General features: G+C 56.2%; 17 protein-coding genes and 2 pseudogenes. 8 read left to right on the forward strand and 11 right to left on the reverse strand.

Going from position 1 to position 21,344, the window contains the following annotated elements; genetic code table 11:
- The first annotated feature begins 284 nt into the window (after nt 1-284).
- From JTA15_RS18455 to JTA15_RS18480, 6 genes are all read left to right on the forward strand, one after another.
- A complete protein-coding gene (locus tag JTA15_RS18455) occupies nt 285-641 on the forward strand; it encodes a DUF3302 domain-containing protein (RefSeq protein ID WP_014168090.1) in 357 nt (118 codons plus the stop codon).
- Nucleotides 642-643: 2 nt separating this feature from the next.
- Entirely contained in the window at nt 644-1,780 is a 1,137-nt protein-coding gene (locus JTA15_RS18460) for an HlyD family secretion protein (RefSeq protein ID WP_014168091.1), read from the forward strand.
- Between the two features lie 89 nt (nt 1,781-1,869).
- The gene (locus JTA15_RS18465; RefSeq protein WP_032679336.1) at nt 1,870-2,478 is read left to right on the forward strand and encodes a glutathione S-transferase; all 609 of its coding nucleotides are present in this window, start codon (nt 1,870-1,872) and stop codon (nt 2,476-2,478) included.
- 103 nt (nt 2,479-2,581) lie between these two features.
- Nucleotides 2,582-3,967, forward strand: a complete 1,386-nt coding sequence (selA, locus tag JTA15_RS18470; RefSeq protein ID WP_020882665.1) for an L-seryl-tRNA(Sec) selenium transferase — start codon at nt 2,582-2,584, stop codon at nt 3,965-3,967.
- The gene (gene selB / locus JTA15_RS18475; RefSeq protein WP_047355983.1) at nt 3,964-5,811 is read left to right on the forward strand and encodes a selenocysteine-specific translation elongation factor; all 1,848 of its coding nucleotides are present in this window, start codon (nt 3,964-3,966) and stop codon (nt 5,809-5,811) included. The genes selA and selB overlap by 4 nt, the downstream gene beginning before the upstream one ends.
- 86 nt (nt 5,812-5,897) lie before the next feature.
- The gene (locus JTA15_RS18480) at nt 5,898-7,436 is read left to right on the forward strand and encodes an aldehyde dehydrogenase family protein (protein WP_219372578.1); all 1,539 of its coding nucleotides are present in this window, start codon (nt 5,898-5,900) and stop codon (nt 7,434-7,436) included.
- Here JTA15_RS18480 and JTA15_RS18485 read toward each other — a convergent pair.
- Nucleotides 7,433-8,398, reverse strand: a complete 966-nt coding sequence (locus JTA15_RS18485; protein ID WP_219372579.1) for a LysR family transcriptional regulator — start codon at nt 8,396-8,398, stop codon at nt 7,433-7,435. The two genes, JTA15_RS18480 and JTA15_RS18485, sit on opposite strands and share 4 nt — an antisense overlap.
- Before the next feature lie 117 nt (nt 8,399-8,515).
- Between JTA15_RS18485 and JTA15_RS18490 the strand changes: the two genes are divergently transcribed.
- A complete protein-coding gene (locus JTA15_RS18490) occupies nt 8,516-9,256 on the forward strand; it encodes a MipA/OmpV family protein (protein ID WP_014168097.1) in 741 nt (246 codons plus the stop codon).
- A gap of 95 nt (nt 9,257-9,351) precedes the next feature.
- Here JTA15_RS18490 and JTA15_RS18495 read toward each other — a convergent pair.
- Together JTA15_RS18495 and JTA15_RS18500 are read right to left on the reverse strand one after the other, a co-directional pair.
- A pseudogene (locus JTA15_RS18495) lies at nt 9,352-11,296 on the reverse strand (glycoside hydrolase family 127 protein).
- Nucleotides 11,297-11,306: 10 nt separating this feature from the next.
- Nucleotides 11,307-12,707, reverse strand: coding sequence for an MFS transporter (locus JTA15_RS18500; RefSeq protein WP_020882660.1), 1,401 nt, complete (start codon nt 12,705-12,707; stop codon nt 11,307-11,309).
- Nucleotides 12,708-12,931: 224 nt separating this feature from the next.
- Here JTA15_RS18500 and JTA15_RS18505 point away from each other — a divergent pair, with 224 nt between their 5' ends.
- Complete coding sequence (locus JTA15_RS18505; protein ID WP_020882659.1) at nt 12,932-13,750, forward strand: helix-turn-helix domain-containing protein; 819 nt, start codon at nt 12,932-12,934, stop codon at nt 13,748-13,750.
- On the opposite strand, the gene araD is transcribed toward JTA15_RS18505, so the two are convergent.
- The 8 genes and pseudogenes from araD to yiaK form a co-directional block, all read right to left on the reverse strand.
- Nucleotides 13,751-14,446: an L-ribulose-5-phosphate 4-epimerase gene (gene araD, locus JTA15_RS18510; protein ID WP_014168101.1), complete on the reverse strand. Its 696-nt coding sequence runs from the start codon at nt 14,444-14,446 to the stop codon at nt 13,751-13,753.
- Nucleotides 14,440-15,300 carry an L-ribulose-5-phosphate 3-epimerase gene (locus tag JTA15_RS18515; protein WP_014168102.1) on the reverse strand — a complete coding sequence of 287 codons (861 nt, stop codon included), beginning with the start codon at nt 15,298-15,300 and terminating at the stop codon, nt 14,440-14,442. Before JTA15_RS18515 ends, araD begins: the two co-directional genes overlap by 7 nt.
- A gap of 2 nt (nt 15,301-15,302) precedes the next feature.
- The gene (gene ulaD / locus JTA15_RS18520; RefSeq protein ID WP_219372580.1) at nt 15,303-15,956 is read right to left on the reverse strand and encodes a 3-keto-L-gulonate-6-phosphate decarboxylase UlaD; all 654 of its coding nucleotides are present in this window, start codon (nt 15,954-15,956) and stop codon (nt 15,303-15,305) included.
- Entirely contained in the window at nt 15,953-17,458 is a 1,506-nt protein-coding gene (locus JTA15_RS18525) for an FGGY-family carbohydrate kinase (protein ID WP_121340324.1), read from the reverse strand. Before JTA15_RS18525 ends, ulaD begins: the two co-directional genes overlap by 4 nt.
- Before the next feature lie 48 nt (nt 17,459-17,506).
- Nucleotides 17,507-18,826: pseudogene (locus JTA15_RS18530) on the reverse strand (MFS transporter).
- A gap of 43 nt (nt 18,827-18,869) precedes the next feature.
- Entirely contained in the window at nt 18,870-19,796 is a 927-nt protein-coding gene (locus tag JTA15_RS18535) for a DUF4862 family protein (RefSeq protein ID WP_181239920.1), read from the reverse strand.
- 27 nt (nt 19,797-19,823) lie between these two features.
- Nucleotides 19,824-20,291, reverse strand: coding sequence for a YhcH/YjgK/YiaL family protein (locus JTA15_RS18540; protein ID WP_025206436.1), 468 nt, complete (start codon nt 20,289-20,291; stop codon nt 19,824-19,826).
- 10 nt (nt 20,292-20,301) lie between these two features.
- Complete coding sequence (yiaK, locus tag JTA15_RS18545) at nt 20,302-21,300, reverse strand: 3-dehydro-L-gulonate 2-dehydrogenase (protein ID WP_014168108.1); 999 nt, start codon at nt 21,298-21,300, stop codon at nt 20,302-20,304.
- Nucleotides 21,301-21,344 lie beyond the last annotated feature (44 nt).

A 21,344-nucleotide genomic window follows, 5' to 3' on the forward strand; every position in this document is an offset into this window, starting at 1 on the left:
GATTCAACGCCAGGATGTCATGAAGTCACACATAAAGCTAAAAAATGACTTTTCATGTGTGGTATGGCGAAAAGCAATAAGGTACGTTACGCTCATATTGTAAGGTTAAGTCTATTATTATTCAGGATATATTTTGACACGCTTATAAACTTGCATGGAGATATTATAAAAAACGATACTCCCCGGCTCTGAAATATAAGTACACCTCGTATTTATAAAAAATTAATTAGGTTGCGTACCGTTTTATTAATTTAATGAGTTGACGTTGTTTAAGTGAGGAGAATATGTTTCTCAACTATTTTGCGCTGGGCGTATTGATTTTTGTATTTCTGGTTCTTTTTTACGGAATCATCGCCATCCATGATATTCCTTATAATATGGCCAAAAAACGGAATCATCCCCATGCGGATGCCATTCATACGGCGGGATGGATTAGCCTGTTTACGCTCCATGCGATTTGGCCGTTCCTGTGGATTTGGGCCACGTTGTACCGCGAAGATCGCGGCTGGGGGATGCAGAACCACATCTCAAAACCTGATGAGGTCCCGGGTATGGATGCTCTGACTAAACGTGTGGCCGAATTAGAACAAAAACTGGCAGCAGTACCTCCCACGGCTGACAAGAACACGCTGGAGCACTAATCATGGATCTGCTGATTATTTTGACCTATGTGGCCTTTGCCTGGGCCATTTTTAAAATATTCCGTATTCCGGTAAACCAGTGGACCCTCGCGACCGCAACATTAGGTGGGGTGTTTATTGTCGCCGGGCTTATCCTGTTGATGAACTATAACCATCCCTATACCTTTACGGCGCAAAAAGCGGTTATTTCCATTCCGATTACGCCGCAGGTTACTGGGGTAGTGAGTGAAGTTACCGATAAAAATAACCAGCTAATTAAAAAAGGCGAAGTGTTATTTAAACTTGATCCGGGCCGCTATCAGGCGCGCGTCGACAGACTGCAGGCCGACCTGGTCACCGCCACGCACAATATCGACAATCTCAAAGCGCAGCTTGCGGAAGCGGTCGCCAATACCACGCGCGTGTCCGCTGAACGTGACCGCCTGTATAAAGATTACCAGCGCTACCTGAAAGGCAGCCGGGCAAAGGTTAACCCGTTCTCTGAAAGCGATATCGACAACGCACGGCAAAACTATCTGGCGCAGGATGCGCTGGTAAAAGGCTCGGTGGCTGAACAGACGCAAATACAAAGTCAGTTAGACAGTATGGTCAACGGTGAGCAATCCCAGGTTGCTTCCCTGCGTGCTCAGCTTGCTGAAGCGAAATACAACCTGGATCAGACCGTGGTGCGTGCGCCGAGCAATGGCTATATCACGCAGGTGCTGATTCGTCCGGGGACCTATGCTGCCGCGCTGCCGCTGCGCCCGGTCATGGTCTTTATTCCTGAACAGAAACGCCAGATTGTGGCCCAGTTCCGTCAGAACTCGCTGCTGCGTCTGAAGCCGGGCGACGAAGCGGAAGTGGTCTTCAACGCGCTGCCGGGCCAGGTCTTCTCCGGCAAGCTCACCAGTATTCTGCCGGTGGTGCCGGGGGGGTCATACCAGGCGCAGGGTGCGCTGCAGTCGCTGACCGTGATCCCTGGCACCGATGGCGTATTAGGCACTATCGAGCTGGAGCCGAATGCTGATGTCGATGCGCTGCCCGACGGCATTTATGCTCAGGTGGCGGTCTATTCGGATCACTTTGCTCACGTCTCGGTAATGCGTAAGGTGCTGCTGCGTATGACCAGCTGGATGCACTACCTCTATCTCGATCACTAACCCCTTCAGGGCAGGAATGCGACACGCATACCTGCCCTTTTTTCATCGCTTGATCCATACTGACTTTTTTCGGCATCAAGGATCAGGCAATGAAACTTATCGGCAGCTACACCAGTCCCTTCGTGCGAAAAATCTCGATTCTCCTGCTGGAGAAAGGGATTGAATTCGAGTTCGTCAATGAACAGCCTTATCACGCTGAAAACGGTGTGGCGCAGTACAACCCGCTGGGAAAAGTGCCGGCGCTGGTAACAGACGAAGGCCAGTACTGGTTTGATTCCCCCATTATTGCGGAGTACATCGAGCTGCTCGGCGTGGCCCCGGCGATGTTACCGGCCGATCCAAACGCGGCGCTGGCAATGAAGCAAATTGAAGCGCTGGCCGACGGTATTATGGATGCGGCGTTAACGTCCGTACGCGAGCAGGCAAGACCCGCCGCCCAGCAGTCTGAAACGGAACTGTTACGCCAGCGTGAAAAAATCAGCCGCAGCCTGGACTGGTGCGAACAGCTTATCCGGGAGGGAAAAATTCAACCCGATAGTCTGAACCTGGCGACGATAGCCATTGCCTGCGCCATCGGTTATCTCAATTTCCGCCGCGTTTCCCCCGGCTGGTGCGTCGACCGTCCGTTGCTGGTGAAGCTTGCAGAAACACTCTTTCAGCGCGAGAGCTTTGCCCGTACCGAACCGCCAAAGGCTTGATGCGGGTTATAACACTTCGCAGCAGGAGGCGGTACAATCCCTTCTTATGTTGACTCCCTCTCCCGTCGGGAGGGGGGATGATATTTACTCGCCAGGCGCTTTCATGACAACTCATCACTCCCTGTACAGCCAGATCCCTGCAACCGACCGTCTTCTTCGCGAGCCGCGCGTGCATGCTGCCGTTGCGCGGTTCGGCCATACCGCGACGGTTGAAATATTACGTCTGCTTCAGGACGAAGCCCGCAGCCATATTCAGACAGAAAATGCATTGCCGGACTGGTGTGCGGCGTGGGGGCTGGAAGTGGAGCTGAGACTCGAGGAGAAAGCACAAAGCGCGTTACGCCCGGTCATCAACCTGACGGGAACCGTGCTGCACACCAACCTTGGTCGCGCTCAACAGGCAGAAGAGGCCGTCGCTGCGGTCGTGCAGGCCATGCGTTCCCCCGTGACGCTTGAGTACGATCTGGACGGCGCAGGGCGCGGACATCGCGATCGGGCGCTGGCGGACCTGCTCTGCGAGCTGACCGGCGCGGAAGATGCCTGCATCGTGAATAACAACGCGGCGGCGGTACTGTTAATGCTGGCAGCGACCGCCAGCGGTAAAGAGGTGGTGGTTTCCCGTGGCGAGCTGGTCGAGATTGGCGGTGCGTTTCGCATTCCGGATGTTATGCGCCAGGCGGGCTGTACCCTGCATGAAGTGGGCACCACCAACCGCACGCATGCAAAAGATTATCGCGCGGCAGTGAATGAAAATACCGGGCTGCTGATGAAGGTCCACACCAGTAATTACCAGATAGCCGGATTCACCAAAACCGTTGAAGAGGCGGAGCTGGCGGAGCTGGGCCGTGAGCTGGGTGTGCCGGTGGTGGCCGACCTCGGTAGCGGTTCGCTGGTCGATCTGAGCCAGTACGGTCTGCCAAAAGAGCCCATGCCGCAGGAGATGATTGCGGCGGGCGTCAGTCTCGTGAGTTTCTCCGGCGACAAACTGCTTGGCGGCCCGCAGGCGGGGATTATCGTGGGTAAACGTGCGCTTATTGCGAAGCTGCAGCAGCACCCGCTCAAACGTGCACTGCGAGCCGATAAAATGACGCTTGCTGCGCTGGAAGCGACGCTGCGCCTTTATCTCCACCCGGAAAAACTGGCTGAACGTCTGCCCACGCTGCGCCTGCTGGCCCGTGATGCCGCCTCAATTCGCGCCCAGGGTGAACTGCTATTGCCACACGTTGCGCCGCACTACCCCGATTTTGACGTGCGCCTTGAAGCTTGTCAGTCGCAGATCGGCAGCGGTTCACTGCCGGTGGACAGGCTGCCCAGCGCGGCGCTCACATTTACACCCCGTGACGGACGCGGCAGCCAGCTTGACGCTTTGTCGGCGCGCTGGCGTGCCTTGCCAGCACCGGTTATCGGGCGCATTTACGATGGCCGAATGTGGCTGGATCTACGCTGTCTTGAAGATGAAGCGCGATTTCTGGAGATGCTGTTGAAATGATTATTGCCACCGCCGGTCACGTCGACCACGGAAAAACCACCTTATTACAGGCCCTGACCGGGGTGAATGCCGATCGTCTGCCGGAAGAGAAAAAACGCGGCATGACCATCGATCTGGGCTATGCCTACTGGCCTCAGCCTGATGGCCGGGTGCTGGGTTTTATTGATGTACCGGGACACGAGAAGTTTCTTTCTAACATGCTGGCGGGCGTCGGTGGCATCGATCATGCTCTGCTGGTGGTGGCCTGTGATGACGGCGTGATGGCGCAAACGCGTGAACATCTGGCAATTTTACAGCTGACGGGCAACCCGCAGCTGACCGTTGCGCTGACCAAAGCTGACCGCGTCGATGAGGCGCGACTCAACGCGGTGCGTGAAACCGTGCAGGCGACCTTGCGGGAGTATGGATTTGCCGATGCGCCATTGTTCGTCACCGTGGCGACAGAAGGGCGCGGTATTGACGAACTTCGCCACCATTTGCAGCAGCTTACTTCACGCGAGCATGCCAGCCATCATCGTTTCCGTCTGGCGATCGACCGGGCCTTTACCGTTAAAGGCGCGGGGCTGGTGGTCACCGGTACCGCGCTGAGCGGTGAAGTGAACGTGGGCGATACCTTATGGCTCACGGGTGCCAACGCCCCGATGCGTGTGCGCGGTTTGCATGCGCAGAACCAGCCCGTAGAGCATGCCCATGCCGGGCAACGGATCGCGCTCAATATTGCGGGCGATGCGGAAAAAGAGAAGCTTAACCGTGGCGACTGGCTGCTGGCCGGTGTACCGCCAGAGCCTTCTGAGCGGGCGATCGTCGCCCTGCAGACGCATGTGCCGCTGACCCAATGGCAGCCGCTGCATATCCACCACGCGGCCAGCCATATCACCGGGCGCGTGTCACTGCTGGAAAACGACCTTGCCGAACTGGTTTTCGATTCGCCACTGTGGCTCGCGGATAATGACCGTCTGGTACTGCGTGACATTTCGGCCCGGGAGACGCTGGCCGGGGCGCGGGTGGTCACGCTCAACCCGCCGCGTCGCGGCAAGCGCAAGCCGGAGTATCTGCAATGGCTGGGAGCGCTGGCGCAGGCCGCGGATGATAAAGCCGCGTTGCTTGTTCATCTTGAGCGCGGTGCCGTCAATCTGAGCGATTTCGCATGGGCTCGTCAGCTCAGCGCGGAAGGATTACGCCTGCTGACCCAGGAGCCCGGCTTTATTCAGGCGGGTAACAATTTACTGAATGCCCCGGTCGCAGCATGCTGGCAGCGCAAGGTACTGACCACGCTCGCCACTTACCATGAACAGCATCAGGATGAACCCGGCCCGGGACGTGAACGCCTGCGACGCATGGCGTTGCCGATGGAAAACGATGCGCTGGTGCTGCTGCTGATTGAAAACATGCGCGAAAGTGGGCTGATAAAAAGCCACCATGGCTGGCTGCATCTGCCGGATCACAAAGCCGGGTTCAACGCCGGGCAAGAGGCGATATGGCAGAAAGTGGCCCCGCTGTTTGGCGACGAGCCGTGGTGGGTTCGCGATCTCGCACGTGAAACGAATACCGACGAACAGGTGATGCGCCAGGTGTTGCGCCATGCGGCGCAGCAGGGATTAATCGTCGCGATCGTAAAAGATCGTTATTACCGTAACGATCGTATTGTGGCGTTTGCAAACCTGATCCGCGAGCTGGATCAGGCGCGAGGCACGACCTGCGCAGCAGATTTCCGCGATCGGCTGAACGTCGGGCGCAAGCTGGCGATCCAGATCCTGGAATATTTCAACCGCATCGGCTTTACCCGTCGTCGTGGCAACGATCATTTATTGCGGGATTCGTTATTATTTCCTGAAACTCCGTGACCCCCGTCGTAAACACCGTTACCGGCTGGCGAGAAAATCGCCAGCCGGAACTACCCTTGTTGTACACCAACAGCAAGGAGACGGTCATGACAAACAATCCTCCCTCATCGCGTATCCAGCCTGGCGAGTATGGTTTTCCCCTCAAGCTGAAGCCCCGTTATGAAAACTTTATCGGCGGCGACTGGGTTGCACCCGTCGGCGGCGAATACTATTCCAATCTGACGCCCGTTACCGGCCAGCCGCTGTGTGAGATAGCCAGCTCCGGCAAGGGGGATATCGATCTGGCGCTGGAAGCCGCGCACAAAGCCAAAGACAAATGGGGGCATACCTCTGTTCAGGACAGAGCGGCGATATTGTTCAAAATCGCTGACCGGATGGAACAGAATCTGGAGCTGCTGGCTACGGCGGAAACCTGGGATAACGGCAAGCCAATCCGTGAAACGATGGCGGCAGACGTGCCGCTGGCCATTGACCACTTCCGCTATTTTGCCTCCTGTATTCGCGCTCAGGAGGGCGGAATTAGCGAGGTAGACAGCGACACCGTGGCGTACCACTTCCACGAACCGCTGGGCGTGGTGGGGCAGATCATTCCGTGGAACTTCCCGTTGCTGATGGCGAGCTGGAAAATGGCGCCCGCGCTGGCGGCGGGTAACTGCATTGTGCTCAAACCGGCCCGCCTGACCCCGCTGTCAGTCCTGCTGCTGATGGAAGTCATTGGCGACCTTCTCCCGCCAGGCGTAATTAACGTGGTGAACGGGGCGGGGGGTGAGATAGGGGAATATCTGGCGACCTCAAAACGGATCGCCAAAGTCGCGTTTACCGGGTCGACGGAAGTGGGTCAGCAGATCATGCAGTACGCGACCCAGAACATCATTCCAGTGACCCTGGAGCTGGGCGGTAAATCGCCGAACATTTTCTTCGCCGACGTCATGGAGGAAGAGGATGCCTTCTTCGATAAAGCCCTGGAAGGCTTTGCGTTGTTTGCTTTTAACCAGGGTGAAGTCTGTACCTGCCCAAGCCGCGCGCTGGTGCAGGAGTCTATCTATGAGCGCTTTATGGAGCGAGCCATTCGCCGCGTCGAGTCTATCCGCAGCGGTAACCCGCTTGATAACGTGACCCAGATGGGCGCGCAGGTCTCGCACGGGCAGATGGACACTATCCTCAACTACATTGATATCGGCAAGAAAGAAGGGGCGGATGTCCTGACCGGCGGTCGGCGTAAAATGCTGGGCGGCGATCTGCAGGACGGGTATTACCTGGAGCCGACGATCCTGTTCGGCAAAAACAACATGCGCGTCTTCCAGGAGGAAATTTTCGGACCGGTGCTGGCCGTCACCACCTTCAAAACGATGGAAGAGGCGCTGGAGATTGCTAACGATACGCCGTATGGCCTCGGGGCTGGCGTCTGGAGCCGCAACGGTAATCTGGCTTATAAAATGGGGCGGGGCATTCAGGCCGGGCGCGTGTGGACCAACTGCTACCATGCTTATCCGGCGCACGCGGCTTTTGGGGGCTATAAGCAGTCGGGCATCGGGCGTGAAACCCACAAGATGATGCTGGAGCATTACCAGCAGACGAAATGCCTGCTGGTGAGTTATTCCGATAAACCACTGGGGCTGTTCTAACCCTCCAGCTCAGGTTGCCCCTGGGCAGCCTGAGCAATTTGCTGACGCAGGCAGTTCAGTACGCCGTCCAGAATGTACTGCACGCGCCAGGGTTGGTATTCACGTTTGCGGAATATCGCCGTCAGGTCGAGCCACCACTCTTCCTGATGGGGGAAGCAGGGAACCAGCGAACCACTCTTAAGCTCTTTTTTCAGGCTTTCTTTCGGCGCAAAAACAATACCGAGATTATTTCGTGCCAGTTCCAGCGCCGTCTGTGTATTGTCGCAAATATAATTTCCGGTCACTCTGTAATCATATACGGTCTCACTACCGTGGACGCGAAAACGCCAGATGTTCGCCTCATCCACCAGCATCGAGTCTATTAAAATACAGGAGTGATTCATTAAATCTTCAGGTCCGGTTAAAGGGTGGTTTTTCAAATACTCTTCTGTGGCAAATGCCGTGACGGAATATTTCGTTAACACACTGGCGACCAGACCTTCATCTTTCGGCTGAGCATAGGTAATGAGAATATCGCAATCATCGGGGAACGAGACCCCTTCGGAATATTCATTACGATCCAGGTTGTATGTTTTTAACGAGATGCGGATATCACCGATGTCCTCAATCTGATGGATCACGTGTCGCGCCAGATACATCACGATACCCGTTGGGGCGTAAATGGTCACTTTTCCGCGCTTCTCATGCTTATAATCAGCAATGAAATTAATGAGCTGGCTATTTTTATCCAGCGTGGCGTCAATGTAGGGGAGTAACGCTTCGCCAAACTGGGTTAGCGCAAGCTGACGGGTCGTGCGCTCAAATACCTTAAGACCGACACGCGTTTCAAAGTCAGAAAGGTATTTACTGACGTTAGCCTGTGCCATGCCCAGCAGGGCGGCGGCATCGCCAATACTGTGGGTGGCTGCGATGACGGAAATAATTTTTAACTCGCGTGGCTTTAGCTGGAACTTATTCATCATGCGCACCCATTTATATGTTTTTATATATAATATTATATAAACTGCAGCGTTGCATTGGCAAATTTGTAACCATTATTATTCGCCTCGCTTGTTTGGCGTCTAAATGGATTACATGTAATGACTATTAAATACAATTTACTCATCGCAGCCACGTTATTTGCAACATCATCTGCAATGGCTGGTGACTTTTCACTTGGGGCGGGGGCTGTATTTAATGAGTCGCCTTATAAAGGATATAACGAAAATACCACAGCGGTACCGTTAATTAGCTATGAAGGCGACCGGTTTTATATTCGCCAGACCACCGGCGGATGGATCCTGTGGAAAGACGAAAAAAATGAATTCAGCATGACCGCATCGTGGATGCCACTGCGATTTGATCCTGAAGATAACGACGACGCTCAGATGAAACACCTCGATGAGCGTAAAGCATCAGCGTTTCTCGGCGGGGCGTACTACCGCCATGAACACTGGGGCTCGCTGAAAGTGGCGGTCTCGGGTGATGCGATGGATGAGAGCGGCGGCGTGATCGGTGAAATCTCATACTTCCGTCCGGTTCGGATGGAACGTCTGACGCTGACGCCATCGGTAGGTATTTTCTACAGCGACGAAAGCTATAACGATTACTACTACGGCGTATCCGGCAATGAGTCTCGCCGCTCAGGCCTCAATGAATACACCGCAGGTGATAGCTGGACGCCGTATGTGGGTCTCGCGGCTAAATATCAGTTAACCCAGAATCTGTTCATCAACGCCAGCGCGGTCTATACCGTGTTACCTGACGACGTGAAGAACAGTCCGATGATCGACCGCGAAGACAGCTTCGCGCTGATGACCGGCATGTCCTGGCGTTTCTGATCTAAAGCCGGGTGGCGATTGCCTTACCCGGCCTCGGTTTTTATCTCCCGCGCCTGTGGGAGTGGGTTGGGGTGAGGCTGACAGGACAGATGCCTTCAGGCCTCATCCACCCAAATCCGCATTTCCCCTTCTCCCCGGTTTGCCCAGCTGAACCACGGAATAAAGGTCAACGTCCGGGGCTGGCGCTGCACCGGGGGGCGATCATACTGCCACAGTGCCTGCGTGCCTTTCTCATCAGCGTGACGCGCGATGCCCTCCGCCTGAATCAGTATCTTGTGCGCAAAGATCCCTTTTCCTTCAAAGACCCGAAATTCGCTCTGCTCAGGCAGGGAGAGGTTATGCAGGTTCGCGCCATTGTCGGCCTCTTCCAGGCAGTAGACCAGCGGGCCACGCTGCAGCGCGACTTTGCCGGCCTGCTGGCGTACCAGCGGGTTACCGTACACGCGGCGGACCGGCATGGGTAAGGTCAGCGTAAGGGTATCTCCCTCCTGCCAGCGGCGGGTGAGGTACAGATACCCCCGGGAGACATCACCCGTGACCCTTTCGCCGTTCAGTGACACGGCCGGGCTTGCGCACCAGTCCGGTAAACGTAGCGCCAGCGTGTGGAGGTGAGGTGATCTCGATGTTGACCTCTTCCTGCCATGGATAATTACCGCTAATCCGTAGCTGTAAGGTGCCCTCATCTACCGGTATGGCGACGTCGTTCCCCACATAGAGGTTGATAAAGAGCGCGTTCTGACGAACGGTATAGAGATAGTGGCCCAGCGAAGTGAGCACGCGGGCGATATTGGGCGGGCAACAGGCGCAGCCGAACCAGCGCTGGCGAACCGGCTTAACGTGGTCGTAGACATGATTAAATGCCAGTGTTTTAGGGTGTACCTCCAGCGGGTTCACATAGAAGAAATGTTTACCGTCCAGCGCCATGCCGCCCAGTACCGTGTTGTATAAGGCTCGCTCCATCACGTCGGCGTACTGGCTGTCCGCTTCCATCTCCAGCATCCGGCGGGCAAACATCATCAGGCCAATGGAGGCGCAGCTTTCGGCATATACCGTATCGTTAGGCAAATCGTAATCGCTGCTGAAGGCTTCGCCACTGCTTTGCGAGCCGATCCCGCCGGTAATATAGAGCTGTCGCTGGGCCATGTTATTCCACAGCCGCAGGCAGTCCTGGCGTTTACCCTCGTCATGACTCAGGCGAGCAAGATGCGCCATACCCGCCATCAGATAGACAAATCGAACCGCGTGGCCGATGGCGGTGTGTTGTTCGGCAAGCGGTTGATGCGCCTGGCTATAGGCTTTGTCCTTGACCATCCACGCCGGGCCGTACGTGTTCCAGTACGATGTCCGGCCCCGTTTCTCATATTCGATATCGTAGAAATGAGGCTGCGTGCCGCGCGTGTCGATAAAATATTTCACAAGGGCCAGGTAACGCGGTTCCTGAGTGACGTCGTAAAGCCGCATCAGCGCCAGCTCAATTTCCGGATGGCCCGGATAACCGTGAAGCTGTTCCTCGCCGGGGCCAAAGACCCGATCGATATGGTCCGCCAGTTTGCATACCACCTCCAGCAGACGGCGTTTTCCGGTTCCCTGAAAATAGGCCACGCCAGCTTCAATCATATGTCCGGCACAGTACAGTTCGTGGCATTCGGCGAGATTCGTCCAGCGCTCACCGGGTGCTTTCACCGTGAAGTAGGTGTTGAGATAGCCATCGTCGCACTGCGCCGCCGCAATCAGCTCAATCACCTCATCGGCGGTTTTTTCACGTTCCGGGTCGGGCTTCTGGCACAACGACCACGCGACGGCTTCCAGCCATTTCGCCACGTCGCTGTCCTGAAACACCATTCCATAGAACTCCCCCTGTTCCAGCCCAGCCGCAATGCGGAAGTTGGTGATGGCGTGACTCGGTTCGGCTTCGGTAACGCGATCGTTTAGCGCATCCCACTGGTAGGGGATCACCACATCACGCACCAGCCGCTGATACTGGCCGAGAAACGGGTCGTTGATGTTCAGTGTGTGCAGGTCGGCTTCCATTATGGACATGTCATTCTCCTCAGGACGATACGTGACGCTGGCGCAGATCGGTGGCAATGCGCGACATCATGGGATTGTTGAGTCTGCACCAGCGGATTGAGACCGCCAGCAGCAGGTGGAAAAGGGCGGGGAGCAGTGTCTCCATCGCAGTAATTCCCTGTAACGAGGCTGGCGTCTGGTTGCCCGCGCCCGGCTGGTAGGCGACGGCGATAAACACCAGGCTGATGATCCCGGCGCTGGACGCCCAGGCGAGCTTGATGAAAAACAGATTGAAAGCGAAGTTCATGCCAGATGAACGTACCCCGTTTTTCCACTCACCATAGTCATCTGCAAATGCCATCAGCGAGAAGTGCAGGGGCAGGGTAAAACCGAGAATGACACCGTTACTCAGAATAACGATCAGCCAGAGCATCTGATGAGCCGGACCGCCTGGCAGAAACCACATTCCCGCCGCGAGCGCGGCCAGCACGAGGTTGGTGTAGTAATAGAGTTTGACGGTATCAATCCGGCGAGAAAGGGGATTCACGATCACCGCGCCGAGAATGGCGGCAAAGGTCACCATCGTGAAGAACAGCGAGGTATAAGCGGTACTGCCCTGGAGCACGTAGGTGATGAAGTACATGTAGCCGCCGCCACGAATGTTGAAGACGTTGATCAGCAGGAATGACATCACCAGCATCAGCAGGAGCTGATCGTTGTTGCGCAGGCCGGCCAAATGCTCGCGTAAGGTGAATTTGCCCATCAGCGCCAGCGGGACGCGCTCACGCACCCAGAAGAAGCAGCAGAGGAACATCACCACGGCGATGGCGCACAACACCCCAACGCCGAGCTGATAACCTCGCGCGGCGTTGCCCTCGCCCAGCGCTGCGACCAGCCACGGCAGGCCAACAGAGACCAAAAAGCCCGCCACACCGCACAGCACAAAGCGCCATGACTGGCAGGAGATGACCTCGCTGTGGCGGGTGGTCATGGTGTTGATCAGCGCGCAGTAGGGCACGTTGATGGCGGTATAGCCCACTGACAACAGCAGATAGGTACCAAACGCCCAGGCGATTTTCACCCCCATGCTGGCGTCAGGCACGGTGAAGGTCAGTACACCGATAACCCCGACAGGAAGCGCCACCCACAGCTGCCACGGGCGAAAACGCCCCCAACGGCTTTGTGTTCGGTCGGCAATCACCCCCATCACCGGATCGGAAATGGCATCAAACACGCGCAGGGCAATAAACAGCGTGCCAACGAGCGCAGGCGTCAGACCAAAAACGTCGGTGTAGAAGAAGGTAAGAAAATTCATGATCAGGCAGGTAATGACCGTGCCACCCGCGTCACCCAGGCCGTAGCCAATTTTCTCGCGGACTGACAGGCGGTCATCCATTGCCCCTTGTACGACCTGTGATTCTGTAATCGGTGTGGAAGTCATGAGGTAACTCCTCGGTAATCGATTTTTATCGTATTTATGCAAGGTACCCCATTCATTCTGCACCGAACGCTCAGGCCAACAAGGGAAGGGAAAAGTATAAAAAGGTGACGATTCCGACCTGATGAAAAATTTGTGATTTCGATCGGGAAGGCAGGAAGATATTCATTAATAATCAAAGCATAAGATGAATATTAATGGCAATCAGAGCGGAATGGTGAATATCCATGCTTGAATTATCCATAGCGCTTCCGATTAAAGTGCAAAATGGTGGGCTCTTTATTTCCCGGGGCGTGGGCCGGCATCCGGCGCGCAAATTAACCTCGTGGGAGATTATCTTCGTCGAAAAAGGGACATTAACGATCCAGGAAGAAAACACGCTCTTTGAGGTGAAAGCGGGAGAGAGCTTACTGCTCTGGCCGGCGCGTCGACACGTGGGGACAGAAGATTTCCCGGCGGACCTGCGGTTCTACTGGCTGCATTTTGAGGTCGAAGGGCAATCGTCGCCTTTGCCACATGCTTTTCCGGTGGCCATTGAACAACATTGCTGCGTGCGCGATGCTCAATATGTGATTGCGCTATTCCGGCAATTCCTGAGTGAGCAGGAAAAATTACAGCGAAGCGTGGCGCTGGAAATGATTTTGCTGCTGATTTTACAGCAAGTGTCGATCTCCTCAGGTTATGAAGACAGAGCCGATGAAGCCGGCGCGGCCATGGCATGGAAGGCAAAACAGCTTATTCGCACGCAGTTTCATCTGCCGCTTTCCACATCGCAACTGGCAAAAGCCTTGCACTGCAATGCCGATTATCTGGGACGCGTATTTCGCCGGACCTTTCACTTAACCCTGACGGAAGCGATCCATCGCCAGCGCGTCAGGGCGGCAGAAAAACTGTTGCTGAACGACTCCGCGTCCCTGACCGAAGTGGCAACCCGCTGCGGTTTTAATGATGTCGGGTATTTCCGGCAGATATTTTCAAAGCATACCGGCTTAACGCCCGCCGTCTGGAAACGGCGGTACTGTAAGGAGCATATTAATTCCGGGTGATCACTGCCCGTAGTAGGCATTTGCTCCATGCTTGCGCAGGTAATGTTTATCGAGCAGTTCCTGCTGCATCGTCGGTAGTTGTGGCGCAAGCTGGCGTGAAAACAGCCCCATAAAGGCGCACTCTTCCAGCACCACAGCGTTATGTACCGCATCGGCCGCATTTTTTCCCCAGGTGAACGGGCCGTGAGAATGGACCAGCACCGCCGGGATTTGCATCGGGTTTACGTCGCGCTCCTCAAAGGTTTTGATGATCACTTCACCGGTCTGGTATTCGTATTCACCCGCAATTTCAGCCGGGGTCATCAACCGCGTGCAGGGGATCGCACCATAAAAATAGTCAGCGTGCGTGGTACCCCATGCCGGTAAATCCTGCCCTGCCTGCGCCCAGACAGTGGCGTGGCGGGAATGGGTATGCACAATGCCGCCAATTTCAGGGTAACGGCGATACAGCGCCAGGTGGGTTGGCGTGTCGGAAGAGGGTTTCTTAACCCCCTCGACCACCTGGCCCGTGGCAATGTCCACCACCACCATATCCTCTGCGGACATCACGTCATACTCCACGCCGGAGGGTTTAATCACCATCAGGCCGCGTTCACGATCCACCGCACTGACGTTGCCCCAGGTGAAAGTCACCAGCTGGTGGGCGGGCAGCGCCAGGTTTGCCGCCAGGACCTCGGCTTTGAGTTGTTCTAACATGTCATCCCTCCTTCCTGCATCCGGGCTTCAATCCAGCGGCGTGCCTGGATGATTTCCAGTACCGGCTCTTTGGCTTTTTCGGTCCACATTTCAATCAGAAATGCGCCGCGATAATTGAGCTGATTCAGCGTGTTAAATATGCCCACGAAATCAACGCACCCCTCACCGAACGGTACGTCACGAAACTGTCCGGGGCTTTGTTCAGTCACGGGCTGGGTATCTTTCAGGTGGATGGCGGCGATGCGATCGATGCCCAGCGTCAGCTCGGCGGCCACATCGTTACCCCATGCGCTCAGGTTGCCGACGTCCGGATAAACGCTGAACCATGGCGAAGCGAGCATTTCGTCCCACTTTTTCCATTTGCTGATGGAGTTCATAAACGCGGTATCCATGATCTCCACTGCCAGCATGACCTGCGCGGCGGCGGCCTGCTCCACGGCCCATGCCAGCCCTTCGGCAAAGCGTTGCCGGGTACCTTCGTCATGTTCTTCGTAATAGACGTCATACCCGGCAAGCTGGATGGTGCGAATACCGAGATCGCGCGCCAGACGGATGGCTTTGGTCATGATGGCGCGGGCGCGCTCGCGGACGGTCTCGTCCCGGCTACCAAACGGGAAACGGCGGTGGGCAGACAGACACATCGACGGGATCGCGACCCCGGTTTCCAGCATCGCCTCAACCAGAGAGGCGCGCTGCGCGGTGTTCCATTCAAGGCGGGACAAACGCTCATCAGTTTCATCGATCGACATCTCGACAAAATCAAATCCGCAGCTTTTTGCCAGCACCAGGCGCTCTGGCCAGGTGAGCGCTTTCGGCAGCGCTTTTTCGTAGATACCTAACGGATGCTGACGCATGGTTACTCCCCCCAGATGTCGCGGATGTGTGAATGGAATGCATGGGCCACCTGCGGTGGGTTAGCAGTGCCTGTCAGTGCCCGTCCGGCAATAAACGCTTTCACATTGATCTGCTTAAACAGCGGCAGGTCGGCGGGGGTAATGCCGCCGGTGATCGAGAGCTGCAGGCCGATATCCGAGAGGGCTTTCATGCTGGCGAGATCCGCCTCGCCCCACTGCTGGCCGCTGGCCTGTGCGTCGCGCCCACGGTGATAAATGGCCTGTGTGACCCCGATACGGTGCCATTCTCGCGCATCATCCAGCGTCCAGTGACCAAACAGCTCCATCTGAATTTCCCCGCCGCAGCGCAGAGCCACCTCGTGACCCTTCTCGACGGTTGCCAGCGGTGCGGCGCAGATGATGGTCATCCAGTTCGCGCCTGCGCCAAACGCCTGTTCAGCCAGCGTTTCTCCGGCATCGGCCACTTTCCAGTCAGCCACGATCGTTTTTTTCGGACACTGCTGGCGCAGTGCGCGCACGGCATTAAGCCCTTCGGTGAGACACAAAATGGTGCCTGCTTCGATAATATCGACGTGATCCGCAAGCCGCTCGACGTCGCGCTGTGCGGCCTGAAGTGAGGTATGGTCGAGCGCCAGCTGCAGTAATGGTCGGCTCATAGGTCGTGCTCCTTAACATGGGCGTGATAGCCCTGTAGTGCTGAAATCAGTAGCTGGTAGCGCTGATACTTGCGCTGGTAGGCCGCATGGGCATGCTTGTCGGGTGTGATGACGCGAATGTGATGTCTGACAGCCTGCTGCGCGGTGCGGAAATCGGGATAAACGCCGGTACCCACCAGCGCGGCCAGCGCCGCGCCGGAACAGCCGGTCTCTTCGACCTGTGGCAGTTCTATTGCCAGACCGCTGACGTCCGCGAGCATTTGCATCCACACATCCGAATGGGCAGGGCCGCCGGTTACGCGCAATGCCTGCACGTGCGTGAAGCGCGCTAGCATGCGGTTAAGATGGGTCATGTGGCTGAAGACCACACCTTCATAGACCGCCTGCAACAGATGCGCGCGGGTGTGCAGGGCCTGCATGCCGTAAAACCCGCAGGTCATCTCCAGCCCGGCGTTGCTGCCATAGAGGAACGGCAGGAAGAGCAGATCGCTTCCGGCTTTCGGCAGGCTGGCAACGGACTGGTTGATCGCATCGAATGACATGTCGCCCCACTGTGTGGTCAGCCATTCGAGGTTACCGGACGAGGTGGGGCTGGCTTCGTGAACGATGTAGTGCTGCGGATGAACGTAGCGCCCATACACATAGGGATACGGCTCGTTATGGCCTATACCGTTGGCGATCCCGCTGGTGACAGCCCAGGTGCCCATCACGGCGTTGAGCGTGCTGTCGTCATGTAACCCGGCGCAGATCGCGGTGGAAACCACATCAAACAGCCCCCCCACAACGGGTGTACCCGCTGCGAGACCGGTCAGGGCGGCGGCCTGAGCGGTGATTTCCCCGCACATTTCTGCTGAACCGACGATCGGCGGCAGTGCGCCGTCAATTTCATCGATGCCGAGCCAGCGTGTGAGCTGCGGGTCGTACTGCCCGGTGTTCATGTTGTAGAGATTGGATTCAGAGATGTTGCTCTCTTCACACCCTTTAACGCCGGTGAGGCACCAGCGCAGGTAGTCGTGCGCCATCATCACACAGCCAATCTGCTGATAACGGTGTGGTTCATTCTCTTTCACCCAGCGCAGGAGGGAGGCGGGATGCCCCGTCCATAACGTCTGGCGCGTATGCGGATAAAGCTTTTCAGGAATACCGTCCTGCTGCCAGCGCTGTACAATCTCCAGCGCCCGGCGGTCAGAGGAGAGCATGGCGTTGCCGAGCGGCTGGTCATACTTGTCCAGTAAAAACAGTCCTTTACCCTGAGCCGATATCCCGACGCCTTTGATTTGTGCGCCGCCGATGCCGGCCTTTTTAAGCAGCAGGGCGACGGTGGCGTGGCACTGCTGCCAGAGTTGGTGCATATCCCGCTCAGCGTGGCCTGCGTGTGGGCTGAGTGTGGCAACCGAGCGGCGCTCAATACAGACTTCCTGGCCCTGGCTGGTGTACAGACCGGCTTTCAGATACGTTCCGCCACAATCGATACCCAGCCAGAAGGGCTCTTTTTCACTCATCGTTGACTCTCTTGTCTTACGCCCTCTCTTCAGGAGAGGGCGGGGGGATCAGGCTGCGTGCTTATGCGGGTTCACGCCGGGGTTGGGTTCCGCTCCGGCATCGCATTTCGCCGGTAGCATCAGGGCGAGCAGCGAGGCCAGCGCCAGTGAAACCGCGAGGCAGTACACCCCGGCATCTTTGCTGTAGAGGGTAATCAGCACGCCCACCGCGTAAGGGCCGCAGAACCCACCGAGGTTACCCAGGGCGTTAATCACGCCGCGAGCGCCACCGGCCATCTCTGCGCTGAACAGGCGCGCCGGAATCGTCCAGAACACACCCGCAGCGGACTGCAGGAAGAAGCCACAGCCCACCAGCGCGGCATAGGCCAGCCAGATGTTCTCTTTCAACGCCACAGAGAGGAACATGCAGAGCGCGAAGCCAATCAGCGGCAGGGAGACGAACAGCTTGCGCTTGCCGGTACGGTCAGACAGTGAGGAGAACAGGAACATGCCCGCAATGGCGCCGACATAAGGCAGGATGGCGAGCATTCCCACCTGGCCGATGCTGGTATGCGTCAGCTCTTTGAGAATGGTCGGCAGCCAGAGGGTGTAACCGTAAATCCCGGTCTGGTAGAAGAAGTTCAGGGCAATCAGCTGCCACATGGTTTTGTCGGACAGAACCGCACTCAGTGAGGCATTTTTCACCGCTTTTCCGGCAATAGCCTGCTATTCTGCGGCCAGCGTTTGTATCAGATAATTTTTCTCGGCCTCGGAGATCCAGCGAGCCTCCTGAGGGCGGTCGTAGACGGTGAACACCCAGAGCACCAGCACCACAATGGACATCAGCCCTTCAATGATGAACAGCCAGCGCCAGTCAAGTGCGGTGATAATCCAGCCCGACAGGGGCGCGGTGATGATCCCCGCAATGGGAACAAACATGATGACAATCGCATTGGCGCGGCCGCGTTCGGCGTCCGGGAACCAGTTACTGATCATCGTGAGCACCACAGGCAGCATCCCGCCTTCTGCCACACCGAGTAAGAAGCGCAGTGCCAGCAGTTGATACTGGTTGGTCACAACGCCGGTCAGGACCGAAATCACCGCCCAGGCAACCAGTGACCAGCCAATAAACTTCTTACCGCTGCCATGCACGGCAATCTTGCCGCCGGGCACCTGCAGGAACAGATAACCGATAAAGAAGATCCCACCCGCCAGGCCTGCCATGGTGGCAGAGATACCTAACTCTTCATCCATACCGCCTGGCATCGCAAATGCGATATTCACGCGGTCCATATATGAAATAATACAGGCGATAAGAATAGGCGGAATGATTCTTAACCAGCGCTGGCGCGGAATATCCGCTTGTAGAGCATGAGTAGAAATATTCATATTTAATATCTCAGTGAATGTAACCGGAATAAGATTTTTATTGTTATTGCGTTGCTTTTTTCATTTCACTAATGCCGTCGCGCAAAATAGCGATGCGATGGCTGACGTTAGCATTAGCATTTATTTCCAGTAATTTAATACCGGAGAATTTCAATGTTGCGGCGCTCGCCGCAGTAAAAAGTGCTTTTACCTGGTCGGTGGTCATTAAACTGTCGGCACAGAACGGGGAAAATGGCGCGTGCAGATCCTGCCATTCGCCGTAGGCCCCGCGAACGGAGGTCCCGGAGAACATCAGCGCGCCCAGCTTCCCGGCCTCAAGTGCGGCTTTAACATGTTCAGGCGGCAGCGCGGTATTGCGTCCTTCGATAGCCGACCGCGCCCAGTTAATGCATACGTTGATATCCGTTTCTTTCACCACCTCAAGCACCTGCGCTAAGGGCAAAAAACCCTTGCGTGGCGCGGGGCCGGTCATGGCATCGCAGTGTTCAAGCACCAGGTCGCATGACCAGTCCCATGAGGTGATTTCACGTACAGAACGGGAAAACGCAGCGGTAGCTTGTTCAACAGACGGGTTTCCCGCCTGCGGCGCGGCTTGCATCTCCAGGGCAATAATTTTGCCTGGAAAGCGAGTATTGATGGCATCAATCTTTCGCAGCAGATGGCGGTAATAGTCAACGCAGGCTTTGCGCTGTTCTTCATCGGCAGAGGCCAGGCCAAACGCGCCATTTGTGCCGCGGCGGCGCATGGTTTCCATCACCGCGGTAACCACTATTTGCCAGTCCCCCGGCGTATGGCGGAACAGCCATGCGTCACCCAACGGATGGAGATCCTCAAGACACGGTTGCTCCAGCCCGCGAATATCTGGCGTGTCAGAAAGCTCTCGCCAGAAGTCCTGCTCTTCTTGTTCCCCTTGCTGGTGAAACGAGGGTGCGCAGGGGTACGCACCAATTATAAAACCGGTGTTAGTCATTTCGCATTCCCAATAGAGTTCAGAAAATTAATCTATTTCGCTGATTGCTACTTTCACCACAATTTTACGAATTGCCGATGCCTTATTTTTAATGCAGGCAGGACGGTGAACATCCTGCGGAAAAAATATGGCGTACGTGCCGGGCGTCATTTCTATAAATGATTCATTTTCGCTGCCGTGATAAAAAATAATATCCCGCTGTTCCAGCAGTGATTCGCTTATTTCGTTATTGCCGGTATCAATGGCGACACCGATTTTCTCTTCACCCCATGCCAGAAACTGAATGTCCAGATAGCGACGGTGCACTTCGGGACGGTTCTCATCCCACGTCCGGGTGGTGAGGTCGAGCACCTGAGCAAAGATGTTACGTCCGTCAATGTCCACCACGCCAGGTGCCAGCGCCGTGAAATCCGTGGTGCGCAGAAAATCGAGTGCTTTCTCTATCGCCCGCGGCAGGCGACACGGATTTGGCTGCGAAATATGTCCTAAAATCATGGCCCACTCCTTACAGAGACTGTATTTTCGCCCACACGCTGTCGTCAATGGTGATGCCGTTGCGGCGGTTCTCTTCGAGCAGACGTGTGAATTCATGACCCGGCAGTCGAACCGCAACGTTGTCATCAGCCCGCTCGGCGTTGATTATAAAGTCCATGATGCGCTGCAGTTTGGCATCGCGGGTGGGTCCGTCGATCAAACGATCGACCTCGATGGCGATAAAGATTTGTGACACGCCATATTCGTCGCTGTTGTCCTGGGTCACTTCCGCAACGGAGGATCCGTTGGAGAGCAGGGTTGCGATCATGTCGAGGACGATGGATAAGCCCGATCCTTTCCAGTAGCCCATCGGCAGAATGCGGCGGTTTTTCTCGATCACGCCAGGTTCTCTGGTGAGGTGCCCTTCATCATCAAAGCCCCCATCCACCGGCAACGTGCGTCCGGCCAGGCGATTCACTTCCAGCATGCCGTAGGAGAACATTGACATCGACATATCGACCATTGTGATCGGCGTAGACGGAATCGCCACGATCAGGGGGTTAGTGCCGATGCAGCACGCTTTCGAGCCCCAGGCTGGCATGACGGCAATGGAGTTAGTCCAGCAGATCCCGATGTACCCCTTCTCTGCAGCCTGCCAGCCGTAGCTGCCGCCGCGCATCCAGTGGTTGGCGTTTCGCAGTGCCACAAGGCCGATACCGTGGTCGGCGGCCAGTTCGGTGGCGCGATCCATCATCTTTTTCGCCGTCAGGTTGCCAATCGAACGTCGGGCATCCCACTGTTCGATGGCACCCAGCGAGGTCACCCGTGTTGGCTGGGCATCAGGAATGATGTCGCCGGCATCAAGCTGCTGAATGAAACGAGGGAAGCGGTTAACCCCGTGTGAATAGACGCCCGATTCCGTGGTGCGGGCAAACATCTCCGCGCAGGCGTCGGCGGTGTCCGCTTTTACGCCGCGATCGACCAGGACCCGCCTGAACGCCGCTTTTAACTCTTCAAAGGTCACTTTCATCCCTGTTCTCCTGTTTTTGTCGGGGCAAGTGTGAGTGCTTTTTT

It is taken from the genome of Enterobacter sp. BIDMC 29 (assembly GCF_019378755.1).
GTDB classification, from domain to species: domain Bacteria; phylum Pseudomonadota; class Gammaproteobacteria; order Enterobacterales; family Enterobacteriaceae; genus Enterobacter; species Enterobacter ludwigii.